This is a genomic window from Acinetobacter sp. NS-4, from assembly GCF_037402435.1.
Lineage (GTDB): Bacteria > Pseudomonadota > Gammaproteobacteria > Pseudomonadales > Moraxellaceae > Acinetobacter.
In genome coordinates this window covers 48,144-71,079 of sequence record NZ_JBBEUE010000016.1, presented here as the reverse complement: position 1 = coordinate 71,079, position 22,936 = coordinate 48,144, and the positions used below count along the sequence as shown (strand labels likewise).

The following is a 22,936-nucleotide window of genomic DNA, read 5'->3' as shown; positions in this document are numbered from 1 at the left end:
TGACTGGTATTTTATTTTGAATTCACTATGTTTCTGATACGCGGAAACGTCATTCGCAACTGTTTGAAGCATGAGGTGCATTGTACCGCAAGATTAAAAAGTTACTGTTTCTGCGATAGATGTACTACTCGGTGGTAGTGGACGAGTTTTGCGAATGACAGATGCTTTTGGTTCTTTTGGCTAAACAAAAGAACAAATGAGCTCCAAATATTTGATTTAAAAAGATAAGACTCCGCTGTGAATAACTTAAAGCTAAGGCATTTATAGTAAAATCCCTTAACTGATCAGTATTGAATCAGTAGATTGTTTTTTTTTTGAGATAAAAATTTTATCTCACCCGTTTCCATAAGGTCACTTGGGACAGCGTATGTTGATACTTACGTACGGTTTCACGAATGACAAATGCGATATCCAGAGGTTCGGCCAGCATTTCAAAATGCTCTTGTAACAGTTCGGCAATACCATCCAGCGTACTAAAGTTTTCCCCATCTTTTTTAAAACCCCCGAGCCATTCAGCACGTGCGGTATGTTCCTCTAGCCAGGTATAGGGCGAGGCCAGCATTAAAATCCCGCCCAGTTTTAAACGCTGATGGATTTCGGCTAAGAAATCTTTGGGATGATGTAAGCGGTCAATTAAATTGGCAGCCAGAATAAAATTGTAATCGCTAAAATGTGGCTTTAAATTGCAGGCATCTGCTTGATAAAACTCTACTCTATCGGCATGAGTATTCAGACCCAATTCTTTTAAGTTACAAGCTTTATATTCCATCAGTTCACCCTCAATCGGCAGGGTGTAGCGTAGCGTTTCGCCTTGTGCCAACTGTACCGCTTGCTGAATAAAACGCGCGGAAAAGTCCAGTCCTGTAACCTGATCAAAATAAGCTGCCAGTTCAAAGCTGGCCCGACCTGTGGCACAACCGATATCTAATGCCTGATGTGTTGCCAGATCTTTGAAATAAGGCCGTGCAATATTGATCAGGCTTTGGGCAAAATTGGGCACGTTAAAATATTCTACGCCGTACTGAAATTCTAAATACTGCGAGATCATCTGGTCAGTTTCATATTGCGATTGAAACTGCTGCAGCGCTTGTGAGGCGGCAACATAGCGGAATCCGGCATGCTGAAAGAAATGCCTGCGGAAGGCATAACGGGAGCTATGCAAAGCCTCATTGCCGGCAGAAATCCAGGAACCGCCTTTGATTAAATTATGTTGTCCGTCAAAGGTTGGGGCGCTGAAATCATCATAGATCGGATGCACCTGAAAACCGTCAAAAGGATAAATCGGAGTTTCAGTCCATTGCCAGACATTGCCCTGAATATCAAAAAAATCGCCTTGCTGGAAATAATTCACCGGACAGCAACTGGTTCCGTATTTCAGTTCGATATTGGCATGATCCGGACAGGGCAGCTCAGGATCCAAACCTGCCACATCATAGAGCCGATACCACTCATCTTCTGTGGGCAAGCGAATGTTTTGACCAGTTTTCTCGGCTTTCCAGTGACAAAAAGCTTTGGCCTCCAGGTAATTCACTTCTACCGGCCAGTCCCAAGGCATGAGAATTTCTTCCAGCATAATACGCAGTGACCAGCCTTCAGGTGTTTCTCGCCAAAAGCAGGGATGTGCTGCTTGGGAAAATTTCAGCCAGGCCTGTCCTTCTGCGGTCCAGTGGCGATCAGTTGCATAACCGCCATCTTCCACAAAGCTCAAGAATTCCTGATTGGACACTAAATATTGTGAAGCCTCAAAAGCGGGAATATCCGCCTGATGCTGACCAAACTCATTGTCCCAGCCATAAAAAGCAGCATTGAAGGTTTTGTGCAGTGACACTTTGCCTTCAGGAACCGCAATTAATATATTTTCAGGGGCAACCCCGGTCATGACCTGGGCACGCCACTGTGGATGATTGTGTACATAGTCCAGCTTCTGCTGACGAATCAGTACCGATGAAGTTTCAAGATGAATCCGTTCATGTTCAATCCCCATGATGATGGACCACCACGGATTGTGCCAGTTCAGGGGTAATGTCAGTGGTGCATGCTCAATCAGATTCAGCACCAGATTGCGTACCTGATGACGATAAGCCCGGACTTCTGCGATGCTCGGCCATTCATAATGCCGGTCATTCAGGTCATCCCAGCTCATTTCATCGACCCCGACAGCAAAAATACTTTCCAGCTGCGGGTTCAAGCGTTCGCCAATCAGTTTGCTCAGCAACAATTTATTGATAAAAAAAGTGGCGGTATGGCCAAAATAAAAAATTAGCGGATGACGTAAAGAGATGGGCTTGAGGTAATAGCCTTCCGGATTTTTCAGACAGTCAAACAGTAGCTCATAGCTGTCGAAAGTATTCAGGAAATAATCACGCAAGCTACGCCGTGCAGTGGCTTCATCGGCAAAGTTTAAATTGGGTGTAGGCAGCAGGGAAATTTTTGCACCTTGCCACACGCAGGAATTATGAGGATGGATTGCCGATTGGTCTTTTTTAGCTCGCGCAGATAATAAATCCCTCAACATGTGCTCACACTCCGTCGAATTCTTTTACACATTTAAAACATCATGTTTTATGTGTTTTATTTAAAAGTACTCGAAAGCTCGGCTACTGTGCTGAGGATTTAGGTAACAAAATGCTGCATCCGGAACGATGCAGCCTTTAAAGCAAATTTTAGCTAAGATGGGAGTTTTGCATCATCGCAACCAGTTCCTGTACGGCACGTGACTGGGTACGGCCGGGATGCCAGACCATGCCCAGTTGACGGTTCATTTGCAAATCAATATCCAGCATTTGCAGGTCCTGATTCAGCAAGGTTTTCGGTAATACCGACCATCCCAAACCAATTGAAACCAGCATGCGGATGGATTCAAGCGGATTGTTGCTCATGGTGATTTTTGGTTTGACCCCTTGCTTTTCAAACTCTGTCAAGGTGATTTGCGTGGTATAGGTTTGCGAGGCTGGCAACAGGCTCGGATATTGAATCAAATCTTCCAGACTCAAATGCTTTTTTTGTGCCAGTGGATGAAAAGGTGCAGCCACAAACACCAGCGGATCATTCCATATGGTCACATAACTGAGGCGTTCATCGCCTTGCGGTGGAAGGGTTAAGAAAGCCAGCTCCAGATCACCGGCCAGTACCTGTTCATGCGCCTGTTCCGAGTCAACAAAATGTACATCTAAAGTGACTTGAGGGAATTTCTGTACATAATTGCGCAGGTGCTGGGGCAGATGATGTAAGCCAATATGGTGACTGGTACCAATTTTCAGCTTGCCTTGTACCTGTTCCTGTTCGTGACTTAAGGTGTGGTGAATATCGCCCAGTTCATTGAGCCAGTTTTTCACTTTTGGTAATAAAGAGTGTGCTGCATGGGTGGCTTGAACACCACGACCGGCAGACTCAAACAGTTTCACGCCAAAATATTCTTCCAGGCTATGAATTCGTTTGGTCACAGCAGGTTGAGTAATAAACAATAAATCGGCGGCCATAGAAATAGAGCCTGTTTCCATGACTTTAATGAACGCTTCAAAGGCAGCAAGATTCATAAGGATAATCTGGTTATGAAATATTAAAATAATTATAAAATATTTTTATACTAAAGAGGGTGTTTAATCTGAAAAAAAGACAGTGAAAAATGTATGCAGATGTGAATTTAAAGAGTAAAAATAAAAAATCACCCCATATCAGTGGAGTGATCTCTATAAAGCAGAAGTGGCAACCCATGATCTTTTGTTATTGCTGATTCAGCATTTTCATATGGTTGCTACTTTGTCTTTTAGCCGGTTTTGCTTCCCAGATTTTTTCGTGAAAGAAGAAGGCGATCGCCTGAATGGTCGGTTCAAGCAAGCTCAGCGTAAGTGCCATCCAGATATTTCCTGTCACGAAATAACCGACCAACATGGCAATGGTGATGTGCATAATATAGTAGCTAAAGGTTTTCTTAAACATACGTTGATTATTGTCAACAAACTTTTGAATGTGAGCCATGGGTTGTTCCTCAATCTTTGCCTCGGGATATAGCTAAATGATAATCAGTCTTATTTAATTTGTAAAAACGAATATTTATTAATTTTTAATCGGTTTTATGGATAATTAACTGATTAAACTTAACAATCAATAAACAACAGGGCAAAGGTATCGGACAGTGATACTTTTTTAGAGGATAAAAGGAATGGATATAAAACACATCAAATACCTGCTTGATATTTTCGAGGAAGCGGTCGAAAAGCGAAGTCAGGTTTATGAAATTGCCGATGATGAAGATGACGAAAATCAGGCTGCGGCGCAGTGCGGTGCAGCGAAAGCAGAACTCATCCGCGCGATTGAACAGCTGATCGAAGCCAAAGATAAATCGTCAGACTAAATCCAAAGTCAGTTACTCATTCACTCATTTCTTGAGTGATAAAGAACTCTGGATGGGTTGAGTTTCAACATCAGGAGATTGCGACTTGGTTTAAAAACTGAGAGATGAAATTTTGCCAAAATTCAGGGTTTTAATCAGGTTAAAATTAATTCCAAAAAGTTTTTAAACTAATAAAAATGATAAATTAGATTTATGTGAATACGTGGTTATAATCGAAGTTAACGAAAGCATTACCCAGTTCTATGGAGCGCGTCGACATGGCAGGCAATACCCAAAAAGCAAAGACTTTATATGATAAATTGTGGGATGACCATTTAGTAAAACAACGCGATGATGGCTCAGCCTTACTTTATATCGACCGTCATTTATTACATGAAGTAACTTCACCACAAGCTTTTGAGGGTTTGCAGCTTGCAGGTCGTAAACCTTGGCGTTTAAGTGCCAATGTAGCCACGCCAGACCATAACGTACCCACCTCAAAAACTGAGCGTGAACAGGGTATTGCCGGTATTGAAGATGAAACTTCGCGTATCCAGGTGCAAACCCTGGATGACAACTGTAAAACTTTCGATATTGTTGAATTTGACATTAATGATATTCGCCAAGGGATTGCACATGTGGTAGGGCCTGAGCAAGGTTTAACCTTACCGGGCATGACGGTCGTGTGTGGTGACTCGCATACCGCAACTCACGGTGCATTCGGTTGCTTGGCTCACGGGATTGGGACTTCAGAAGTTGAACACGTATTGGCTACCCAGTGCCTGGTTCAAAAGAAAATGAAGAACATGTTGGTACGTGTTGACGGAAAATTGGGTCAAGGCGTGACTTCAAAAGATGTCGTGTTAGCAATCATTGGCAAAATTGGTACCGCGGGCGGTACAGGTCACGCGATCGAATTCGGTGGTCAAGTATTCCGTGACATGTCGATTGAAGGCCGTATGACCGTGTGTAACATGGCGATTGAAGCCGGTGCACGTGTCGGTATGGTGGCTGTGGATGACAAAACCATTGAATACGTGAAAGGCCGTAACTACGCACCGAAAGGTCAAGATTGGGATAAAGCAGTAGAGTACTGGAATACTTTGCACTCAGATGAAGGTGCACATTTCGATACCGTCGTGGTATTGCAAGGTGAAGAAATTGAACCGCAAGTGTCTTGGGGAACTTCTCCTGAAATGGTGATTCCTGTTTCTGAAGCGGTGCCGACTTTGGAACAGGCCAAAGATGACGTGCAACGTAATGACTGGACTCGTGCTTATCAATATATGGGTTTAAATGCTGGTCAGGCATTGGCGGACATCCAGTTAGACCGCGTATTTATCGGTTCTTGCACCAACTCGCGTATTGAAGATATTCGCGCTGCTGCTGAAGTGATTAAAGGCCGTAAAGTGGCATCTTCAATTAAACAGGCGATGGTGGTTCCGGGTTCTGGTTTGGTGAAACAGCAGGCTGAAGCTGAAGGCTTGGACAAAGTCTTTTTAGAAGCCGGTTTTGAATGGCGTGAACCGGGCTGCTCAATGTGTTTGGCCATGAATGCTGACAAATTACAACCGGGCGAGCACTGTGCATCAACCTCTAACCGTAACTTCGAAGGTCGTCAGGGCAATGGCGGTCGTACGCATTTGGTGAGTCCAGCCATGGCAGCAGCTGCGGCCATTGCCGGTCATTTCGTTGACGTGCGTACTTTCTAATTTCGGCTAATAGGAGCAAATGACATGAAAAAATATACCGTTGAACAAGGTATCGTTGCACCATTAGACCGTGCCAATGTCGATACAGATTTAATTATTCCAAAACAGTTTTTGAAATCGATCAAACGTACCGGTTTTGGTGACAACTTATTTGATGAATTGCGTTATTTGGATGAAGGCTATCCAGGTCAGGACAATTCAGTTCGTCCGAAAAACCCTGACTTCATTTTGAACCAGCCACGTTATCAGGGTGCAACTGTATTGATTTCACGTGCCAACTTTGGTTGTGGTTCAAGCCGTGAGCATGCGCCATGGGCGTTGAACGAATATGGTTTCCGTACCGTAATTGCACCAAGCTATGCTGACATTTTCTTTAACAACAGCTTTAAAAACGGCATGTTGCCGGTGATTCTGTCTGAAGAAATTGTGGATCAGTTATTCAAAGAATGTGCTGCGACAGAAGGCTATCAGTTAACAATCGATTTGGACGCACAAGAAGTACGTACGCCAACGGGTGAAGCCTTCAAGTTTGAAGTCGATCCGTTCCGTAAACACTGCCTGTTAAATGGTCTGGATGATATTGGCTTAACCTTACAAGCTGCAGATGATATTCGTGCCTATGAAGAAAAAACCAAGCAATCACGTCCTTGGGTATTTCAGGAAATTCGTGGTTAATTACTTGAATTTTCAGCGCTAGTAGTATCGGAGCTTAACTCTTGCTAATATCGAATCCATAAAAATATTTAGTTGGCTTTAATTGGTGAGGGTTGGGCTCGAATAATGACAAAAGTTTACGGTCAGCTTGCTGTACTTGGTCTTATGGTCGCATCCTTAAGTGCATGCCAAGGCATTGATACAGTGCGCATTAAACATGTAAAAGAAACTGAAAGCACAAAAACAAATGCCTTAATTTATTGTGCTGGTACTGCAAACTGTGAATTTGAACGTTTAGATAAAATTCAAATTATTGATGCAGCACAGCGCCGTGTAAATAGTGCTGCGGTTGAATCGGGTATTTTACGTTTACAGGCGAACTCCTTAAGTCAGCCGAATGCGTTATATCTTTCAGTCCCCCCGGGGCAACATGAACTGGTGATCCGCTTTTATCCAATTTCCAAGGATCGTGCAGAAACCCTTCATGTTTTTCACCAGTTTAAGCCGAAGCAGCGTTACATTTTTAAAATGTACCGTGAACGCAACAAACAGCAGGGCAGCTTGCTGAATGTATCTGCACCTGAACCCTTGTGTGTAGATCTCCTGCAAGAACACAAGACAATCCGACGTTTCTGCAGACCCTATAATGCCTTAACCGGTCTGGGCGAATTTGTAGAAAAGAAAATTTAAAATCCCGTCGATTTAATCTATCGACTTCATAAATGGAAACACTCATGTCAAAACATATTTTGATTTTACCAGGTGATGGTATTGGTCCTGAAATCGTAAAAGCAGCTGAACAAGTGCTTACACGAGTAAATGAAAAATTCAATCTGGGTTTGACTTGGGAACAGGGTTTATTGGGTGGTGCTGCAATTGATGCACATGGCGAACCCTACCCTGCAGTGACAGCAGAACAGGCAAAAGGCGCAGATGCGATCTTGTTAGGTGCTGTTGGTGGTCCAAAATGGGATAGTATTGAACGTTCAATTCGTCCTGAACGTGGCTTATTGAAAATCCGTTCTGAATTGAATTTATTTGCCAACTTGCGTCCTGCAATTCTTTACCCGCAACTTGCCGGTGCTTCAAGCTTGAAACCTGAAATCGTTTCTGGTCTGGATATCCTGATTGTGCGTGAACTCACAGGTGGTATCTACTTCGGTCAGCCACGCGGTATCCGTGAACTGGAAAATGGCGAGAAGCAAGGTTTCAATACTGATGTTTATAAAGAGTCTGAAATTAAACGCATTGCCAAAGTTGCCTTTGAAATGGCGAACTTACGTGGCGGTAAAGTATGTTCAGTCGATAAAGCCAACGTCCTTGAAGTGACCGAGCTTTGGAAGCAAACAGTGACTGCACTGAAAGAAGAGCAATATCCTGAAATCAACTTGTCGCATATGTATGTAGATAATGCCGCAATGCAGCTGGTACGTGCGCCTAAGCAGTTTGACGTGATCGTGACGGGTAACCTGTTCGGTGACATCCTGTCTGATGAAGCAGCAATGTTGACAGGTTCTATCGGCATGTTGCCATCTGCCTCGCTGGATGAAAATGGTAAAGGCATGTATGAGCCATGTCATGGTTCAGCACCTGACATCGCAGGTCAAAACATTGCCAACCCATTAGCCACCATTCTTTCAGTTGCCATGATGCTGCGTTATACCTTCCGTGAAGAAGCAGCAGCGAAAGCCATTGAAGATGCAGTAGGCAATGTATTGGATCAAGGTTTACGCACCGGCGACATTATGGCTGAAGGTAATAAGCAAGTAGGTACCGTGGAAATGGGTCAAGCAGTGGTTGCTGCATTGAACTAAGTTCGCCGGACACCAAAAACGCAGCCATGAGCTGCGTTTTTTATTGTGTTTTTTGATGATTTAACAGGTACGGCCGGTGTAATAAACCGATTTGGCAATGTTGTGTTCCAAACGATAGATAATTTTACATTGCAAGTTCACATCATAACTTTGCGCACGAGGAGGGATTTGGATGGGAACACTACCAGAATCAATGTCAGCAGGATTTTGAGCCATAGGCATCGGAATAGTAATAGGACGAATGACCGTATAAGTCAGTGTCTGATCATCTATGGTAGGCAATAGGACTTGCTGGTAACCGATACTGCTCAAATCGAGCTTGGCTTGAATAGTTTGGCTGGACTGCCCGATAAATTGTTGTAAATAGGCATCACGTTGTTGAGCACTGGTCGTTGCTGAGGTTGTGCATCCATACAGCAGGCACAATGAAGTTATTAGACCGAGAGAGTGAAGAAATGACATTGCCTTTTCTCCATAAGATAAAACTTTATTTTATACGGAGAAAATTTACATGAACGTTGTCATTTGATAAACGGTCAGTGAATAAAGCTGAATAAAAAAGCCACTATAAAAAGTGGCTTTTGCTTACGCTAAAACTTAGCGTGCACGATAAGTAATACGACCCTTCGTTAAATCGTAAGGAGTCATTTCTACTTTAACACTGTCGCCAGTTAAAATACGAATATAGTGTTTACGCATTTTACCAGAGATGTGGGCAATCACTTCGTGACCGTTCTCTAAACGTACACGGAACATAGTATTAGGAAGCGTCTCGGTGACAACGCCTTCGAACTCGATGAGTTCCTCTTTATTGGCCATAGCCTACCTGAATGAATAAATTGGAAAGGCGCAAATTATAGTCAATTTTTTTGTATAAAACAAGGCGCAATGCGGCTTTGCTCGTTCATCTGTCAGTTAAATAAGCGAACCCTCCGTATAAATATTTTCTGTAAAAAAGCGCATTGCCATGTTGTCAGTTTGGTCAATCACAGTTAATCTAAAATTAATCTTTTTAAGTATAAATGAACAACATACAAGGAAGGTCTTTGCGTGGGTCAGCTAACTGATGCATCAGTTGTTTTGCGACTAGGCTATCAAGCTATTCGTCGTTCGGGTTTGCCAACTGAAGAAATTTTAATGAAAGCTGGTGTGGCCTTAAATCAGGTTGAGACCAATGATCGTACACCGCTCAGTGCCCAATATGCTTTTTGGGTAGCTGCAGAAGAAGTGAGTAAAGATCCTGATATCGGGTTGCATTTGGGTGAACACCTGCCTTTATATCGTGGTCAGGTAATTGAGCATCTGTTTATTTCCAGTGAAAACTTTGGTGAAGGGCTGAAGCGTGCTTTGGCCTATCAGCGCCTGATTAGCGATGCCTTTCATGCCACATTGGTGATTGAAGATGACCGTTGCTATTTAACCAATGGCGAGCAGCCGTGGGGAGAAAATATTGTCAATCGTCACTTTTCTGAATGTGCGCTCTCTGGCGTGTTGCGTTTCTTCAAGTTTATTACTGAAGGCCGTTTTCAACCGATTTATATCGATTTTAACTTCAGTCAGGGCGCACCCGATGATGAATATTTCCGGATTTACGAATGTCCGGTGAGTCTAGGACAAAAGGAAACCCGTTTATATTTCGATCCTGCAATTTTAGATTATCAGTTATGGCAAGCAGAACCGGAGCTGTTGCAGTTACATGAGCAATTGGCGATTGAAAAGCTGCAAGAGCTGGCACGTTATGATCTGGTTGGGGAAGTACGCCGTGCGATTGGCTCGACTTTAGAAAGTGGCGAAACCACTTTGGAAACCGTAGCAACCCATTTAAATATTACTCCACGCCGTTTACGTACCCAGCTGAGTGAAGCCAATACCAGTTTTCAGCAAATTCTGTCTGACTACCGCTGTCGTTTGGCGAAGAAACTATTGGCCAATACGGCAGAGAGTGTAGAGCGAATCGTCTATCTAACAGGATTTTCTGAACCGAGTACTTTTTACCGTGCTTTTAAGCGCTGGACCAACGAAACGCCGGTGGAATATAGAAAGCGTAAGCAGCGTTAAGAAATCCCTCCTAGCCTCCCTTTGAAAAAGGGAGGAACTTTACCTCTCCTTTTAGGAGGGGTTAGTGGAGGTATCTATTTTTAAATGAACACTTCAAATTTAGAAGATACTTTTTATTCTGGCATATTTAACCAGTGTGGCCCCAAAGGCATTTTCGGAAGAGCGAACTGTTCCGGATAATCCGCATGGATGAAATACAAGCCATCTGGCGGCGCAGTGATTCCTGCTGCTTTGCGATCTTCAGCGGCAAAAATTGCATCAATATGGTCGATGTCATACATGCCCTGACCAATTTCCAGTAAACAGCCCATGATGTTGCGTACCATGTGGTGCAAGAAACCATCAGCTTGAATATCCAGAACCAGATAACAGCCATGTTGAATCAGGCGACAATGCTTGACATGACGAACTGGCTGATTGGACTGACAGGCTGCGGCACGGAAACTTTCAAAATTATGAGTGCCTTTAAATTTTTTCGCCGCTTCAATCATCTTCTCTACATCAAGCGGATAATATACATGGGTGACTTGTTTATAGAGTAATGCGGGACGCACCGGATTATTATATACCACGTAACGATAACGTCGTGCTTGTGCTTTGAAACGGGCATGGAATGCCATATCCATTTCTTTAATCCATTGTATTGAAATGTCTTTAGGGAGTTGGCTGTTTGAGCCCATCAGCCAGCCATCAATACTGCGGATGGCTTGAGTATCAAAATGCGCCACCATATTGGTGGCATGCACGCCGGCATCGGTACGACCTGCGCCATGTAGCATGATCGGTTCATTTGCAACTTTGGACAGTACTTTTTCAATGGTTTCCTGTACGCTACGCACGCCAGTTTGCTGAGTTTGCCATCCTCGATACTCAACCCCAGAAAACTCAATACCGACCGCAAAACGTTGCATATTTACCTCTATTCACACTGAATCATGCCAGTGAGTATGCCACTGGTCTACGCTATCGTATTGTAAATACATTTTCAGTGCTTTTGCATAAAGATCTGCATGTCCCAAACAATCACTGATGATGATATTGGCATGCTGAGTCCATTCGCTCACGGCATAGTGTTGGTTAATCGTGCCAAAAGGGACTTGAGTGGTAAGAACAATCGCGCAGCCTTGCGCGTGTATAGCATGAAGCGTAGCAATGAATTCCTGATTGACCGCTAAATTGCCTGTACCGAAGCCTTGTAAAATCAGAACATGAGGGGGATGTTGTTGTAAATTTTTTAAGTTAGCAATTTGCTGTTCTATGGCGATCGGCTGCATCATCAAGCTTAAACAGTTAAATATCGCTGCCTTGTGGATATCATTCTCCTGCACAATATGATATTGGCTGGATAGAGTGATTGGCTGTGCTGCATTGACCCCGTTAAAGGCATCTAGTTCTGTGGTATGGATTTTTAATGCCGTCTGGGCATGAACCAAATGATGATGAAAGGCTAAATACACTCCAACAGGATATTTAACTGCACAGTCTAGGGCAAAGTTTAAATTATCAATGGCATCGGTAAATTCACGGGTATTGTCGCCGGCAGCATTTAATAGGGGATACTGGCTTCCAGTCATGACCACATGCGCGGATTGACCCAGAAAGCGTGAAAGCACAGCACTGGCATAACTGAGGGTATCGGTACCATGAATAATCACAAAATGCTGAAACTGTTGTAGCTGAAGCTGTTGAATATACTGGATCAGTTTCAGCCAGTCTGAAGCTGTACAGGCACTACTGTCTTGAATGACCGGTGCAATAAAACATTCGATCTGCTTATCTAGAGGAAGAATATGTTGCAGTTTTGGAATAAATTGCTCGGCCGGCATCGGGCTGAGTGGATCACCAATACAGCCAAATGTACCGCCCATATAGATTAACGCTATTTTTTTCATCATAAAAAAAGCAGCCAAGGATGACTGCTTTATAGTAGATCGAAATAGCTTAAGATGCTATTTGATTACGCAAATGATCTGCCTGCTGGCGTTGTTCAGCTGTATATCCGGCTTCTTGCTCTGCCAACAATTCACGTGCCGATTCAAATGCACCCAGTTGAATATATTGCTGTGCCAGTTCCAGATTCAGGCTGATTTCATCGACTTCAACCAGTTCCGGGAAAGATTGCACCAATGGATCATTTTTGTCTGCTTTTGCTGCCGAGCTGACATTAGAAATATCAAAACTTACGCCTGCAGCTTTCGCTGGCGTTGCTGATACAGCAGGCTCTTCAATTGTGGTAGCAGCTTCTAAATTAAAGTCCAGATCTAAGCTTGGCTTAGTTTCTTCCTGCGCAATTTTGGCTTCAGGCGCTGCAACAGTTTCTGTTTGTGAGAAATCAAAATTAAATTCAGGTTTTTCTTCTAGAACAGGTTCAATATGAGGCGTTTTTTCAATTGCTGGCTGTTCAGTTGCTGCAGTATCTAAACTAAACGAGAAATCTAGAGGTTGAATGTCCTGAACCGGAGCGGTTTCTACTTTGGTTTCTTCAGTTGTGGTTGTATTGAAATTTAAATGACCAAAATCTAAAGGCTTAACTTCTTCAGCTGCTGGAGTTGCGGCTTCTGCCGTTGAATCCAGAGATAGAGTGCTGAAATCAAGAGGGGTAATTTCTTCAACAGTTTCTGCTTGAGGAGAAAGCTTGTCTTGTGGTAATTGATCAAAAGACAGGTCACTTGCTGTTACTGCTGGCGCAACAGCATCATTCATCAATGCATCAAAATCTGCGGTATTTTTAGGTGTAGCAATTTCGTTATTGGAAGTTGGTGCCACTGTTGATTCTGGTCGAAAATCAATGGTATCTCTAGAGCTTGCAGACTCTTTTTCATGGGCTGCTTTTTTTGCAAGTGCTTGTTCTAGAAAATCATCCAGTTCTAATGAACGCAGGTGATTAATCAGCTGGCTAATTGCAAATTCGTCTTTCTGCAAGATGTGAATATCAAGCAACAGTAAATACAACTCATGCTGTGAATTGTCTTTGTTTAAAGCCTGGTTAATTTGTGCTTCAGCAGAGAAAAAATTGTTTTCTCGAATTAGCCCTTCAATTTTATTGCGTACATCAGCAGCTAAAGGAGTGGTTTTTTTCTTGGTAACAACCGAGTTTTCCACAATTTGAGTTTTTTGCGGTGACTTTTTGGTTGAAGTGACTTTCTTAGTTTTCGCTTTTGACGCTTCTTCTGCCTGTTTATTTGAGTCACGTTTTTTTAATACAAATGCGATCACTAATAACAATATAAACGGAATCACATAAAGCAGCATGTTGTTACCCCTTGCAGGATTGAGTCGTTATCAATGGAACCCATCCTAAAAAATCAAATTGTATAACACCTTAGTGTGTTGGCTTTTTCTCTGCTTGCTGTGCTTTCAATTGTTGTTGCAATTGAGCAAGACGAGTATTTAATAATTGAATTCTGTGATCCTTTTGACGCAGTGCCAAATCTAATTGTGTTACGTTTCTCTGTAATTTAACGGTTTTTTCACGCGATGTCATAACTTTTAATGACAACTCGTTTGAAGTTTGATTTTTTTCCGTGTTCCTTTTGGCAGAACCGCTGGCTGAATCTTGTTCTTTCTCTGCAACCAGGCTCATTTCTGCCTGATTCAAGCGATATTTGGTCTTTGCCGACTGCTTAGAAGGGTGGGATGGTGCTTTGGCTAAATGGGTAACTTTGGCTTTTTGCTCTTCTTTAGCATTGCCTGCGGTATTTAAATTCAAAGCCGCTCCACGGCGTAAACGGTTTACATCGCCTTGAATAAAGGCATGTTCGTTATTGGTTTTGATTTGTTTCATCACTTCGCCAATCGGACGATTTTGCTCAGTCGCCACGCGTGCTGCAATCGCCCAGAGCGATTCATTGGATTGCACTACATGCTTTGTGGTTTGTGCGGTAACAGCAGGATGAGGGGATGGAGTTGCTGCTGGTTTGGCTTTTACAGCAGCTTGCTGAGCCGGTTTTTCTGCACTTGTATTTGCCGCAAGCTGTTTAGAGCGGGATTCGGCATATTGTTTCGCTAATGGATCTGCAGAAAATGGGCTGTTACTGGTACTTTTGATCGGATTTTTTGTGCTGGCAGATTCGGGAGTTGCCGTTTTTTGTGCAGCTGCTGCAGCTTGATTGGGCTGTACTACAGTTTGAGCTGCAGGCATGGCCATAGATGAAACGACTGTCGGTACAGCTATGCCAGTATTTAAGCTTGGCGGAGCTGACTTTTGAAGCTTTAATGGTGCGTCAAAAGATGAAGCAGTGCTGGTTTGGGCTTGAGCAACCTGATATTGCCTGCTTTCAGGTAGCTGTAAAGCAATATCTTTTTCACTGACAATAGTGATTGGGGTTAAAGGTTTTTCATTGCCGGTAATTCGTGTCTGAGTATTTGCCGAGCTACGTTGCAGTGGTGTTTTAATATGCTGTAAACGTGTCGCGTTGCCTTCCTGAATTTTAATAATAATATTGAGTTCGGCTTCAGTTAAAGGGCGTGAAGAGGTAATGGTAATGACGCCATTCCCCGAGCTATCGCGACGGGTAAAGAAATTGAGATGGCCGGGAGGTTGATAGGCAACCCCTAAAGTTGCAATATCTTCTGCATTTGCCAGGCTGGCTTGTATTTGTGCCTGAGGAGCAGCATTACGAAAATTCATTTCGGCATACAGTAATTCACCTGGCGCAGATTGAATTTGAATAGGATCAATAGTAATCGCATGAATATTCTGCGAAGCAATAATGGCTAAAATGGCTATCTTTAATTTGTTATATACGGTCATCTTAATCTTTAGCTCGATTTTTTTATGGCATTGCGACGGTTATAGATTAACTAGCTGTTGAAGAATTGTAAAACAATAACATAAAGGATACATAAAAAAAGCCAATCAATTGAGACCGGCTTTTCTTTTTTTCTTGCATCTAGCAATTAAGCATTTTTGTAATCAATCAAAATACGTAACATACGGCGTAAAGGTTCCGCAGCACCCCATAGCAACTGGTCACCAACAGTGAACGCGCCAAGGTACTCTTTACCCATATTCAGTTTACGCAAACGGCCCACTGGAACAGACAGAGTACCTGTGACAGCCACAGGTGTCAGATCGGTCATCGATGCTTCGCGGGTGTTTGGAACGACTTTTGCCCAATCGTTTGCATTACGGATAATGTCTTCGATTTCATCAAGCGGTACATCTTTTTTCAATTTCAAGGTAATCGCTTGAGAATGGCAACGCATTGCACCAATACGAACACAGTGACCATCAATAGGTACAATCTGTTGATTGCCTAAAATCTTGTTGGTTTCAACCTGGCCTTTCCATTCTTCTTTCGACTGACCGCTTTCAAGCTGCTTGTCGATATATGGAATTAAAGAACCAGCTAAAGGCACACCGAAGTTTGCCGCAGGGAAACCTTCACCACGTTGTAGCGCTGCAATTTTAGAGTCGATGTCTAAAATCGGCGATTTGGGATCGTCTAACAAATCTTTAGTGTTGTTATACAAGTAGCCCATACCGTTGATCAGTTCACGCATGTTTTGCGCGCCCGCACCAGAAGCTGCCTGATACGTCATTGAAGTTGCCCATTCCACCAAGTTGTTTTGGAACAGACCGCCTAAGCCCATCAGCATCAATGAAACTGTGCAGTTACCACCAACGAAAGTTTTAGTACCATTCACCAAACCATCTTTGATGACATTCATGTTCACCGGGTCAAGCACGATAATGGCTTCATCAACCATACGCAAGGTAGATGCCGCATCAATCCAGTAACCATTCCAGCCTTCAGCTTTCAGTTTCGGGAAAACGTCAGTGGTGTAATCACCACCTTGACAGGTAATAATGACATCCATTTGCTTCAGACTGTTAATGTCTGTCGCATCCATAAGTGCTGGGGCGGTCTTACCGCCAAACGCAGGCGCTTCACCACCTGCATTACTGGTAGAAAAATAGAATGGCTCAAAATGAGCAAAATCATTCTCTTCAACCATACGTTGCATAAGGACGGAACCCACCATCCCGCGCCAACCGACCAGACCTACTTTCATGCCACTTCGCCTCGGTGCGTTAAAAAAAATCAAAAGGGATTCGAGTTTATCAAAAAGGGACGTGACTGCAAGTACTACATAATCAAAACATCAATATTATTGAGAGAAATCTCTTGTTTATGTTACATACAAAATTGATAAATTTTTTCAACTGCAGATCGAATTACCAAGATAAACAGAGTAAAGCTGATGATTTGGGTGGAAATAATTGCAGTTTTAGTGATATGGCTGACATTCTGGTCACTGATTCCACGGGATGAGTGGTGGATTCGAGGTGCTGATTTTCCACGGCTACAAATTCTGGTTTTAGGACTGATTGCCTTTGTTCTGCTGCTGGTCTGGGACCAACCCTGGAATTTAACACGGGAAATTATTTTTATCAGTTTGATTGCGGCACTGGCGTACCAGCTCAAAATGGTGCTGCCTTATACCTTTTTTTGGAAAAAGCAGGTCAAGCATGTTCGCAAACATCAGCTGAATCCTGACAAGCAAATCTCCCTGATCATTTCCAATGTACTGACGCCGAATAACCAATACCAGTTGCTGATTGAACAGATTCAAAAGCATCAGCCAGATTTGCTGTTAACTCTAGAATCAGATCGTGTCTGGCAAAAAGCACTTTCCGCGATTGAAAAAGATTATCCCTATCGGGTGCCTGTACCGTTAGATAATTTATACGGCATGCATCTGTATAGCCGTTTAGAGCTGAAAGATACCGAGGTCAAGTTCATTTTAAGTAATGAGATTCCCTCCATTCATACCACAGTCATTTTACGTTCAGGTCAACCGGTACAGCTTTATTGTCTGCATCCCAAACCACCAAGCCCCACTGAAGCGAAAGATTCAACGCTACGGGATGCGGAACTATTAATTGTGGGTGACCAGATCCAGGATCTGGATCAAAGCTGTATTGTGATGGGAGACTTGAATGATGTGGCTTGGTCGCGAACGACCAGACTGTTTCAGCGCATTAGTGGCTTGCTCGATCCACGGGTGGGGCGTCACTTTGTCAATACCTTCCATGCTGATTATCCCTTATTGCGTTGGTCACTGGATCATATTTTTCACAGTACCGATTTTGCCTTGGTTCACATGAAAAGGTTGCCTCATATCGGTTCAGACCATTTTCCGGTTTATGTAGTTTTACAAACTGGACGTGTGTTTGAACAGGTGCAAGAAGAACTGGAGCAAACGGATGCCGATGAACAGCAGGCACAAGAAACAATAAAAGAAGGTATTGAAAAAGCTGAAAAAGAAGAAAAACCAGTCACCGATGAAATTGCCCAGAGCTATAAAAATGCAATCAAGCAGGCAGATTAAATAATAGAAAAGTGTACGAAATGGCTTACATCGATTTAGGTCAATTGCGAATGTTTCTTTTTTATAAACTACCTTAATCTGGACTCATCAGCCAAGGAGCCGGGAAAGGAACATCCCATTATGGAAGATGAAACACATGGCTGATAGAAAGTCATCATGGATATGATGCAGCAATGGATAGCAATAACAGAATAAAAATAACATTTGAAAGCACAACCTCATGTACCCGAGTTTTGCAGGATGCAGAACTCGGGTCTATGCTTTTATATAACCTCTTGAAAATAAAATTTCAGTCATGTATTTATCAACATTTCAAGAACTTAAAATTTATGTCGTAAATTTTACTGAACTATCACGTGATGCTTTATATATTTATGCTGGGCTGGTGCTATTCTTTATCGTGGCGTTTTTCCACCATCGTCAGTTGAAGTCGAAGTGGGCGATTTTGACTGTGCTTATTGTTGCAATTGCTGCAGAGCTGTTGGATGCCCGTGATGATTTAATCAATTATGGGCTGTGGCGCATTGGTTCCAGTGTGCACGATATCATCAATACCATTTTCTGGCCGCTGCTCATTTGGCTCATGGCACGATTTCGGGTGTGGAAGGTTTAACACGTTATGGCTTTCGAAATATCAATGCCTGCCATTCTCATATATCCAATTTTTACGAAAATTTGCGTTTAATTTCGGTATTGCTAATAGCTTGTCTCCATTGAAAAATGACTCATTAATGAAGTCTATTTCAAAATTTGCTTATATAAGTGAAGCGTCTGATCACACATTTCTTTCAAGCTAAATATCGTCACTGGCTTAACCTCTTGAGGTTCATCCATATGATGCTTCACTGTATTGAAAAGCGCAGCTTGGTCATCTACCTCAATTAAGCCTTGTGGATAAAGCTTCGATAAAATCTCTGCCACACCGCCTCGGTTCCAGCCAATCACGGGCGTACCGACAGACAATGCTTCTAAAGCAGTGCGACCGAATGTTTCCGCCTGATTGGAAAGCGATAAAACCACATCACTAAACGCCAGCCACTCACGAATATCTGAACGGTGACCGACAAAAGTAATTTTTTCAGTAAGACCTTTGGCTTGAATGTTTTCCTGCATTTCTTTGAGGTAGGCCGCTTTTTTCGGGTCAGCGCCACCCACTACTACTGCATGTAAATTGGGATAGTGTTGCTGTAATTTTTCAACCAATCCAATCAGGGTTTCATGACCTTTTAAGCGGGTAATCCGTCCTGGAAGACAGACTAAAAACTTGTTTTCCAGTTCAGGAAAATCTTTAAAGGTTTGATTCATCCATTGCGCAGAAGGCTGATAACCATGCGGAAAAGCGGCAGGGTCTATGCCACGGTAAATCCGGACAATATCCTGTGTTGGGCAATTTTTGTAATTGTCAGTGATGTATTTCACCACGCTGTCAGATACGGCAATCACTTTTTCAGCTTGGGTCATGATCGCGCTATAACGGTTAATGGAATAGAAGCCATGCACGGTACTGATTAAATGTGGACGACGCGCAGCAGGAATGCCTTTTAAAGCAAAATGGGTCAGCCATGCAGGCACGCGGGAACGTACATGTACAATGTCGGGTTGGTGCTGTTCAATCAGCTGACGTAGCGGACGAATTTGCCATAAGCTAGAGAGGGCTTTTTTATGAATGGCTAGCGTCAAATGTGTTGAACCTTCCGCTTCAAGCTGGGCCACCAGCCGGCCACCATTCGACACCACCAAAGATTCATGACCTTCTGCAACCAAGGCACGGGCGATTTCTAAAGTACCGCGTTCTACGCCACCGCTATTCAGTTCAGGAAGAAGTTGCATCACTTTCATGGTTTTTTGCCTTTAGGGTTGTCGCAAAGCGGAGTTTTACCGTTTATTTATCCAATATTAGGAGTTTATTCTTTACTTTTGTTTCGGCAAAAGTAACAAAACCATCTGTTGGACTGACGATACATCCATGATATCGCAGTCCAACGGGCGACATCCTTGTCGCCTTTACACGATAGTAGATTCTGTGCGAGGTTTCCTAGTTATCTTAATTATCTTATTAATAGATTTTCTCAAAGCCTTCAGGGCGGGTTTTAAAGCGACGGTGGAACCACATATATTGGGTTGGGGCAATACGTAGCTGATTTTCAATAATCCGATTGACGCGTGTAGCATCATCCACTTCATCTTCGCTCGGCAGATTTTCTACGGGAGCTTCAATCAATACTTTATATCGGGGATTGGCAATATCACCATCACGATAGAAATACAGCGGAATTGCGGCAGCTTTAGTCATTTTAATCAAACGACGATGTGCGGTCATCGTTGCAGCAGGCACACCAAAAAAGGGTGCCATCACGCCTTGTTTTAGGCCATAGTCCTGGTCGGGACTGTACCAAATGGCACGGCCATTTTTTAAATGACGAATTAAACCACGCATATCATCATGATCAATCTGGTGGGTATAAATGGTGGCACGGCAGCGGTAAATCAGCATATCCAGCAGTGGATTATTCTGCGGACGATAGACCACATCCGGTTCGAAATACTGGGCGCAAAGGTAGCCACCAGCATCCAGCAAAGTAGAGTGAGTGCCTAGCAATAAAACCCCTTTGCCTTCGGCTTGTGCTTTTTGGAGATGTTCCAGACCTTCAATACTGACACGCCCCTTAAACCACTGTGGACAGTACCAAGCATTTAAAGTTTCAAAAATACCAATCATCTGGTCGACAAAAACCTGTCGGGCATTGTCCTGAACCTGTTCAGCTGACCATTCTGGAAAACAGAGTTCTAAATTTCGAATCGCAGTTTTACGGCGTGATTTCAGCTGATTGAAGGCAATATTACCAATAAAGGTTGCTAAGCGGTGCTGAATGGCCCACGGTAAAATCGCCAAAATCATCAGGAACACAATTCCAATCCAGATACCCCAATATTGAGGTAGCAGGAAAGACCATTGGAATTTTCCGGGTTGGTAATCTGGCGTTTTACTCATAGTGACCATTTTGAACAAAAGTTTTTTGCAAGTGTAACATGAAGTTATTTTTTAAATAAAAAAGCACCCATAAGGTTAATTACAGGTGCCCGTAGGATCAATCAGATCAATTGCCGTTAACAAGATTTTCTAATTCTTCCCAACGTTCTAATTTTTCCAGTAACAGCTCATCAATTTCAGTTAAGCGATTGGAAAGTTTCATGGCTTTGTCCGCATCATTTACAAACAAAGATCCATCTGCAAGTTGAGCATTAATTTCAGCTTGCTCTTTTTCCAGCGCTTCCATTTCAGCCGGCAGCTGCTCTAAAGCACGCTGATCTTTATAGCTGAGTTTCACTTTTTTCGGTGCTGCTGCGGCAGCCGCTGCTTCAGCTTTGGCCAAGGCTTTTTTCACATCACTTTTTTGATCAACAGCAGTTTGATCGGGACGTTGTTCCAGATAATCCTGATAACCACCGATGTATTCATCGATATTGCCTTTACCATCAAACACCCAAGTCGATGTGACCACATTGTCCATAAATGCACGGTCATGTGAGATTAAAAGTAATGTGCCGGTATAGCCACCGAGCATTTCTTCTAGTAGCTCAAGCGTCACCATATCCAGGTCGTTAGTTGGCTCATCCATCACGATTAAATTTGATGGTTTAAGTAAGAGTTTTGCCAATAGAATACGGTTACGTTCACCACCAGACAAGGCTTTTACTGGAGTACGCGCACGTTCAGGCGAGAACAGGAAATCTTGTAGATAGCTGTAGATATGACGACGGCCACCGTTGACATCGACAAAGTCCGAACCTTCAGACACGTTATCTTTAACCGATTTCTCTAAATCAAGTGCATTACGCAGTTGGTCGAAATAGGCAATTTCCAGCTGGGTTCCGGTTTTGACCGAACCACCGTGTTCAATTTCACCTAAAATAGCTTTGATTAGCGTGGTTTTACCGACCCCGTTATCACCAACCAGGCCAATACGGTCGCCACGAAGTACTAAAGCAGAGAAATCTTTGATGATTGGAGCATTGTCACCGAAGGTCACACTTAAGTGTTCGATATCGAACACCAATTTACCCGAACGGTTGGCATCTTGCGTTGCCATGCTGACTTTGCCTTGTTGCGAGCGACGTGCTTTTGATTCTTCACGCAATGCTTTTAATGCACGTACACGGCCTTCGTTACGGGTACGACGGGCTTTAATCCCTTGGCGAATCCAGACTTCTTCTTCCGCTAAACGTTTGTCGAATAAAGCATTCTGCTTTTCTTCCGCTTCCATTTGCTGAGCTTTAAGGTCAAGGTAACGTGAATAGTTGCCTTCAAAACTGCGCAATTGACCACGGTCCAACTCGACAATACGGGTAGCAATGCTGTCGACAAATGAACGGTCATGCGAAATAAATAATAAGGTTAAATTATTTTGATCGAGCAGGAATTTTTCCAGCCATTCAATGCTTTCAACGTCCAGATGGTTGGTCGGTTCGTCGAGTAGTAAAACATCGGGTTGCATCAGCAATGCACGAGCAAGCAGTACACGACGTTTACGACCACCAGATAAATCGGCTAAATCGGCATCCGGATCTAGACCCATTTTACTTAAAATGGAATTCACTTTATTTTCTAAAGCCCAGCCATCCAGCTGATCCATTTTATGTTGCAAGTGACCCATACGGTCGCAAGCTTCCATATCACCGAGTACACAGGCATTACTGGCTTCATGATATGCTTTTAATACTTCTGCGGCTTCACCTGCACCATCGGCGACAATGTCAGCGACTTTACCGGAATCCATCGGTACATCCTGAGCCAGCATGGAGATGGTGATACCATTTTGTAAAGAAACTTCACCACGGTCGGGTAGCAAGCTTCCCTCAATGAGTTTAAGTAAAGTAGACTTACCCTCACCGTTGCGGCCGATTAAACAGACTCGTTCACCGCGTTCCAAAGTGAAGTTCGCGCCGTCGAGCAGGGAAGGTCCACCAAACGCAAGTTGGACATCCCTTAAAGTAATATAGGCCATACTGTTTCCTGAAATCCCCAA

At 43.2% G+C, this 22,936-nt stretch carries 21 protein-coding genes; 8 read left to right on the top strand and 13 right to left on the bottom strand.

What is annotated here, in order from left to right:
* Window positions 1-328: 328 nt before the first annotated feature.
* From ovoA to WAE57_RS12470, 3 genes are all read right to left on the bottom strand, one after another.
* Window positions 329-2,515: a 5-histidylcysteine sulfoxide synthase gene (ovoA, locus tag WAE57_RS12480; protein ID WP_337710847.1), complete on the bottom strand. Its 2,187-nt coding sequence runs from the start codon at window positions 2,513-2,515 to the stop codon at window positions 329-331.
* A gap of 148 nt (window positions 2,516-2,663) precedes the next feature.
* Window positions 2,664-3,536 (bottom strand): LysR family transcriptional regulator, encoded by an 873-nt coding sequence (locus WAE57_RS12475; protein ID WP_337710846.1) that lies wholly within the window; start codon window positions 3,534-3,536, stop codon window positions 2,664-2,666.
* Window positions 3,537-3,723: 187 nt separating this feature from the next.
* Window positions 3,724-3,978 (bottom strand): DUF2061 domain-containing protein, encoded by a 255-nt coding sequence (locus tag WAE57_RS12470; protein WP_337710845.1) that lies wholly within the window; start codon window positions 3,976-3,978, stop codon window positions 3,724-3,726.
* A gap of 184 nt (window positions 3,979-4,162) precedes the next feature.
* Here WAE57_RS12470 and WAE57_RS12465 point away from each other — a divergent pair, with 184 nt between their 5' ends.
* The 5 genes from WAE57_RS12465 to leuB all read left to right on the top strand — a co-directional run bounded on the left by WAE57_RS12465 (window position 4,163) and on the right by leuB (window position 8,513).
* Window positions 4,163-4,354: a hypothetical protein gene (locus WAE57_RS12465; protein ID WP_237787802.1), complete on the top strand. Its 192-nt coding sequence runs from the start codon at window positions 4,163-4,165 to the stop codon at window positions 4,352-4,354.
* A 257-nt stretch (window positions 4,355-4,611) separates the two neighbouring features.
* Window positions 4,612-6,045, top strand: coding sequence for a 3-isopropylmalate dehydratase large subunit (gene leuC / locus WAE57_RS12460; protein WP_237787803.1), 1,434 nt, complete (start codon window positions 4,612-4,614; stop codon window positions 6,043-6,045).
* A 24-nt stretch (window positions 6,046-6,069) separates the two neighbouring features.
* On the top strand, window positions 6,070-6,720 hold the full coding sequence (gene leuD / locus WAE57_RS12455) for a 3-isopropylmalate dehydratase small subunit (protein WP_337710844.1): 651 nt from the start codon (window positions 6,070-6,072) through the stop codon (window positions 6,718-6,720).
* Between the two features lie 105 nt (window positions 6,721-6,825).
* A complete protein-coding gene (locus tag WAE57_RS12450; RefSeq protein ID WP_337710843.1) occupies window positions 6,826-7,389 on the top strand; it encodes a hypothetical protein in 564 nt (187 codons plus the stop codon).
* A 44-nt stretch (window positions 7,390-7,433) separates the two neighbouring features.
* Window positions 7,434-8,513: a 3-isopropylmalate dehydrogenase gene (leuB, locus tag WAE57_RS12445; RefSeq protein WP_337710842.1), complete on the top strand. Its 1,080-nt coding sequence runs from the start codon at window positions 7,434-7,436 to the stop codon at window positions 8,511-8,513.
* A 60-nt stretch (window positions 8,514-8,573) separates the two neighbouring features.
* On the opposite strand, the gene WAE57_RS12440 is transcribed toward leuB, so the two are convergent.
* Together WAE57_RS12440 and infA are read right to left on the bottom strand one after the other, a co-directional pair.
* Window positions 8,574-8,975: a hypothetical protein gene (locus WAE57_RS12440; protein ID WP_337710841.1), complete on the bottom strand. Its 402-nt coding sequence runs from the start codon at window positions 8,973-8,975 to the stop codon at window positions 8,574-8,576.
* A 135-nt stretch (window positions 8,976-9,110) separates the two neighbouring features.
* Window positions 9,111-9,332 carry a translation initiation factor IF-1 gene (infA, locus tag WAE57_RS12435; protein ID WP_001284370.1) on the bottom strand — a complete coding sequence of 74 codons (222 nt, stop codon included), beginning with the start codon at window positions 9,330-9,332 and terminating at the stop codon, window positions 9,111-9,113.
* Window positions 9,333-9,563: 231 nt separating this feature from the next.
* Here infA and WAE57_RS12430 point away from each other — a divergent pair, with 231 nt between their 5' ends.
* Window positions 9,564-10,571, top strand: coding sequence for an AraC family transcriptional regulator (locus tag WAE57_RS12430; RefSeq protein ID WP_086174002.1), 1,008 nt, complete (start codon window positions 9,564-9,566; stop codon window positions 10,569-10,571).
* A gap of 113 nt (window positions 10,572-10,684) precedes the next feature.
* Here WAE57_RS12430 and truA read toward each other — a convergent pair whose 3' ends face one another.
* From truA to asd, 5 genes are all read right to left on the bottom strand, one after another.
* Window positions 10,685-11,482: a tRNA pseudouridine(38-40) synthase TruA gene (gene truA / locus WAE57_RS12425; RefSeq protein WP_337710840.1), complete on the bottom strand. Its 798-nt coding sequence runs from the start codon at window positions 11,480-11,482 to the stop codon at window positions 10,685-10,687.
* A gap of 12 nt (window positions 11,483-11,494) precedes the next feature.
* Entirely contained in the window at window positions 11,495-12,466 is a 972-nt protein-coding gene (locus tag WAE57_RS12420; protein ID WP_337710839.1) for an asparaginase, read from the bottom strand.
* 46 nt (window positions 12,467-12,512) lie between these two features.
* Window positions 12,513-13,823, bottom strand: coding sequence for a hypothetical protein (locus WAE57_RS12415; RefSeq protein ID WP_337710838.1), 1,311 nt, complete (start codon window positions 13,821-13,823; stop codon window positions 12,513-12,515).
* A 70-nt stretch (window positions 13,824-13,893) separates the two neighbouring features.
* On the bottom strand, window positions 13,894-15,324 hold the full coding sequence (locus WAE57_RS12410; protein WP_337710837.1) for a hypothetical protein: 1,431 nt from the start codon (window positions 15,322-15,324) through the stop codon (window positions 13,894-13,896).
* Between the two features lie 146 nt (window positions 15,325-15,470).
* The gene (asd, locus tag WAE57_RS12405) at window positions 15,471-16,589 is read right to left on the bottom strand and encodes an aspartate-semialdehyde dehydrogenase (RefSeq protein ID WP_337710836.1); all 1,119 of its coding nucleotides are present in this window, start codon (window positions 16,587-16,589) and stop codon (window positions 15,471-15,473) included.
* 189 nt (window positions 16,590-16,778) lie between these two features.
* Here asd and WAE57_RS12400 point away from each other — a divergent pair, with 189 nt between their 5' ends.
* Together WAE57_RS12400 and WAE57_RS12395 are read left to right on the top strand one after the other, a co-directional pair.
* Window positions 16,779-17,909: an endonuclease/exonuclease/phosphatase family protein gene (locus WAE57_RS12400; RefSeq protein WP_337710835.1), complete on the top strand. Its 1,131-nt coding sequence runs from the start codon at window positions 16,779-16,781 to the stop codon at window positions 17,907-17,909.
* 295 nt (window positions 17,910-18,204) lie between these two features.
* Entirely contained in the window at window positions 18,205-18,522 is a 318-nt protein-coding gene (locus WAE57_RS12395; protein ID WP_337710834.1) for a hypothetical protein, read from the top strand.
* Window positions 18,523-18,647: 125 nt separating this feature from the next.
* Here the strand turns inward: WAE57_RS12395 and WAE57_RS12390 are convergent, their stop codons facing one another.
* The 3 genes from WAE57_RS12390 to WAE57_RS12380 all read right to left on the bottom strand — a co-directional run bounded on the left by WAE57_RS12390 (window position 18,648) and on the right by WAE57_RS12380 (window position 22,915).
* Complete coding sequence (locus WAE57_RS12390; protein WP_337710833.1) at window positions 18,648-19,748, bottom strand: glycosyltransferase family 4 protein; 1,101 nt, start codon at window positions 19,746-19,748, stop codon at window positions 18,648-18,650.
* Window positions 19,749-19,965: 217 nt separating this feature from the next.
* Complete coding sequence (gene lpxL / locus WAE57_RS12385) at window positions 19,966-20,901, bottom strand: LpxL/LpxP family Kdo(2)-lipid IV(A) lauroyl/palmitoleoyl acyltransferase (protein WP_337710832.1); 936 nt, start codon at window positions 20,899-20,901, stop codon at window positions 19,966-19,968.
* Window positions 20,902-21,007: 106 nt separating this feature from the next.
* Window positions 21,008-22,915 (bottom strand): ATP-binding cassette domain-containing protein, encoded by a 1,908-nt coding sequence (locus WAE57_RS12380; protein ID WP_337710831.1) that lies wholly within the window; start codon window positions 22,913-22,915, stop codon window positions 21,008-21,010.
* Between the last annotated feature and the right edge of the window lie 21 nt (window positions 22,916-22,936).

Bases quoted from the DNA above. Each gene is read 5' to 3' on its own strand.
- ovoA (WP_337710847.1), bottom strand. From the start codon at position 2,515: ATGTTGAGGGATTTATTATCTGCGCGAGCTAAAAAAGACCAATCGGCA.
- WAE57_RS12475 (WP_337710846.1), bottom strand. From the start codon at position 3,536: ATGAATCTTGCTGCCTTTGAAGCGTTCATTAAAGTCATGGAAACAGGC.
- WAE57_RS12470 (WP_337710845.1), bottom strand. From the start codon at position 3,978: ATGGCTCACATTCAAAAGTTTGTTGACAATAATCAACGTATGTTTAAG.
- WAE57_RS12465 (WP_237787802.1), top strand. From the start codon at position 4,163: ATGGATATAAAACACATCAAATACCTGCTTGATATTTTCGAGGAAGCG.
- leuC (WP_237787803.1), top strand. From the start codon at position 4,612: ATGGCAGGCAATACCCAAAAAGCAAAGACTTTATATGATAAATTGTGG.
- leuD (WP_337710844.1), top strand. From the start codon at position 6,070: ATGAAAAAATATACCGTTGAACAAGGTATCGTTGCACCATTAGACCGT.
- WAE57_RS12450 (WP_337710843.1), top strand. From the start codon at position 6,826: ATGACAAAAGTTTACGGTCAGCTTGCTGTACTTGGTCTTATGGTCGCA.
- leuB (WP_337710842.1), top strand. From the start codon at position 7,434: ATGTCAAAACATATTTTGATTTTACCAGGTGATGGTATTGGTCCTGAA.
- WAE57_RS12440 (WP_337710841.1), bottom strand. From the start codon at position 8,975: ATGTCATTTCTTCACTCTCTCGGTCTAATAACTTCATTGTGCCTGCTG.
- infA (WP_001284370.1), bottom strand. From the start codon at position 9,332: ATGGCCAATAAAGAGGAACTCATCGAGTTCGAAGGCGTTGTCACCGAG.
- truA (WP_337710840.1), bottom strand. From the start codon at position 11,482: ATGCAACGTTTTGCGGTCGGTATTGAGTTTTCTGGGGTTGAGTATCGA.
- WAE57_RS12420 (WP_337710839.1), bottom strand. From the start codon at position 12,466: ATGATGAAAAAAATAGCGTTAATCTATATGGGCGGTACATTTGGCTGT.
- WAE57_RS12415 (WP_337710838.1), bottom strand. From the start codon at position 13,823: ATGCTGCTTTATGTGATTCCGTTTATATTGTTATTAGTGATCGCATTT.
- WAE57_RS12410 (WP_337710837.1), bottom strand. From the start codon at position 15,324: ATGACCGTATATAACAAATTAAAGATAGCCATTTTAGCCATTATTGCT.
- asd (WP_337710836.1), bottom strand. From the start codon at position 16,589: ATGAAAGTAGGTCTGGTCGGTTGGCGCGGGATGGTGGGTTCCGTCCTT.
- WAE57_RS12400 (WP_337710835.1), top strand. From the start codon at position 16,779: ATGATTTGGGTGGAAATAATTGCAGTTTTAGTGATATGGCTGACATTC.
- WAE57_RS12395 (WP_337710834.1), top strand. From the start codon at position 18,205: ATGTATTTATCAACATTTCAAGAACTTAAAATTTATGTCGTAAATTTT.
- WAE57_RS12390 (WP_337710833.1), bottom strand. From the start codon at position 19,748: ATGAAAGTGATGCAACTTCTTCCTGAACTGAATAGCGGTGGCGTAGAA.
- lpxL (WP_337710832.1), bottom strand. From the start codon at position 20,901: ATGAGTAAAACGCCAGATTACCAACCCGGAAAATTCCAATGGTCTTTC.
- WAE57_RS12380 (WP_337710831.1), bottom strand. From the start codon at position 22,915: ATGGCCTATATTACTTTAAGGGATGTCCAACTTGCGTTTGGTGGACCT.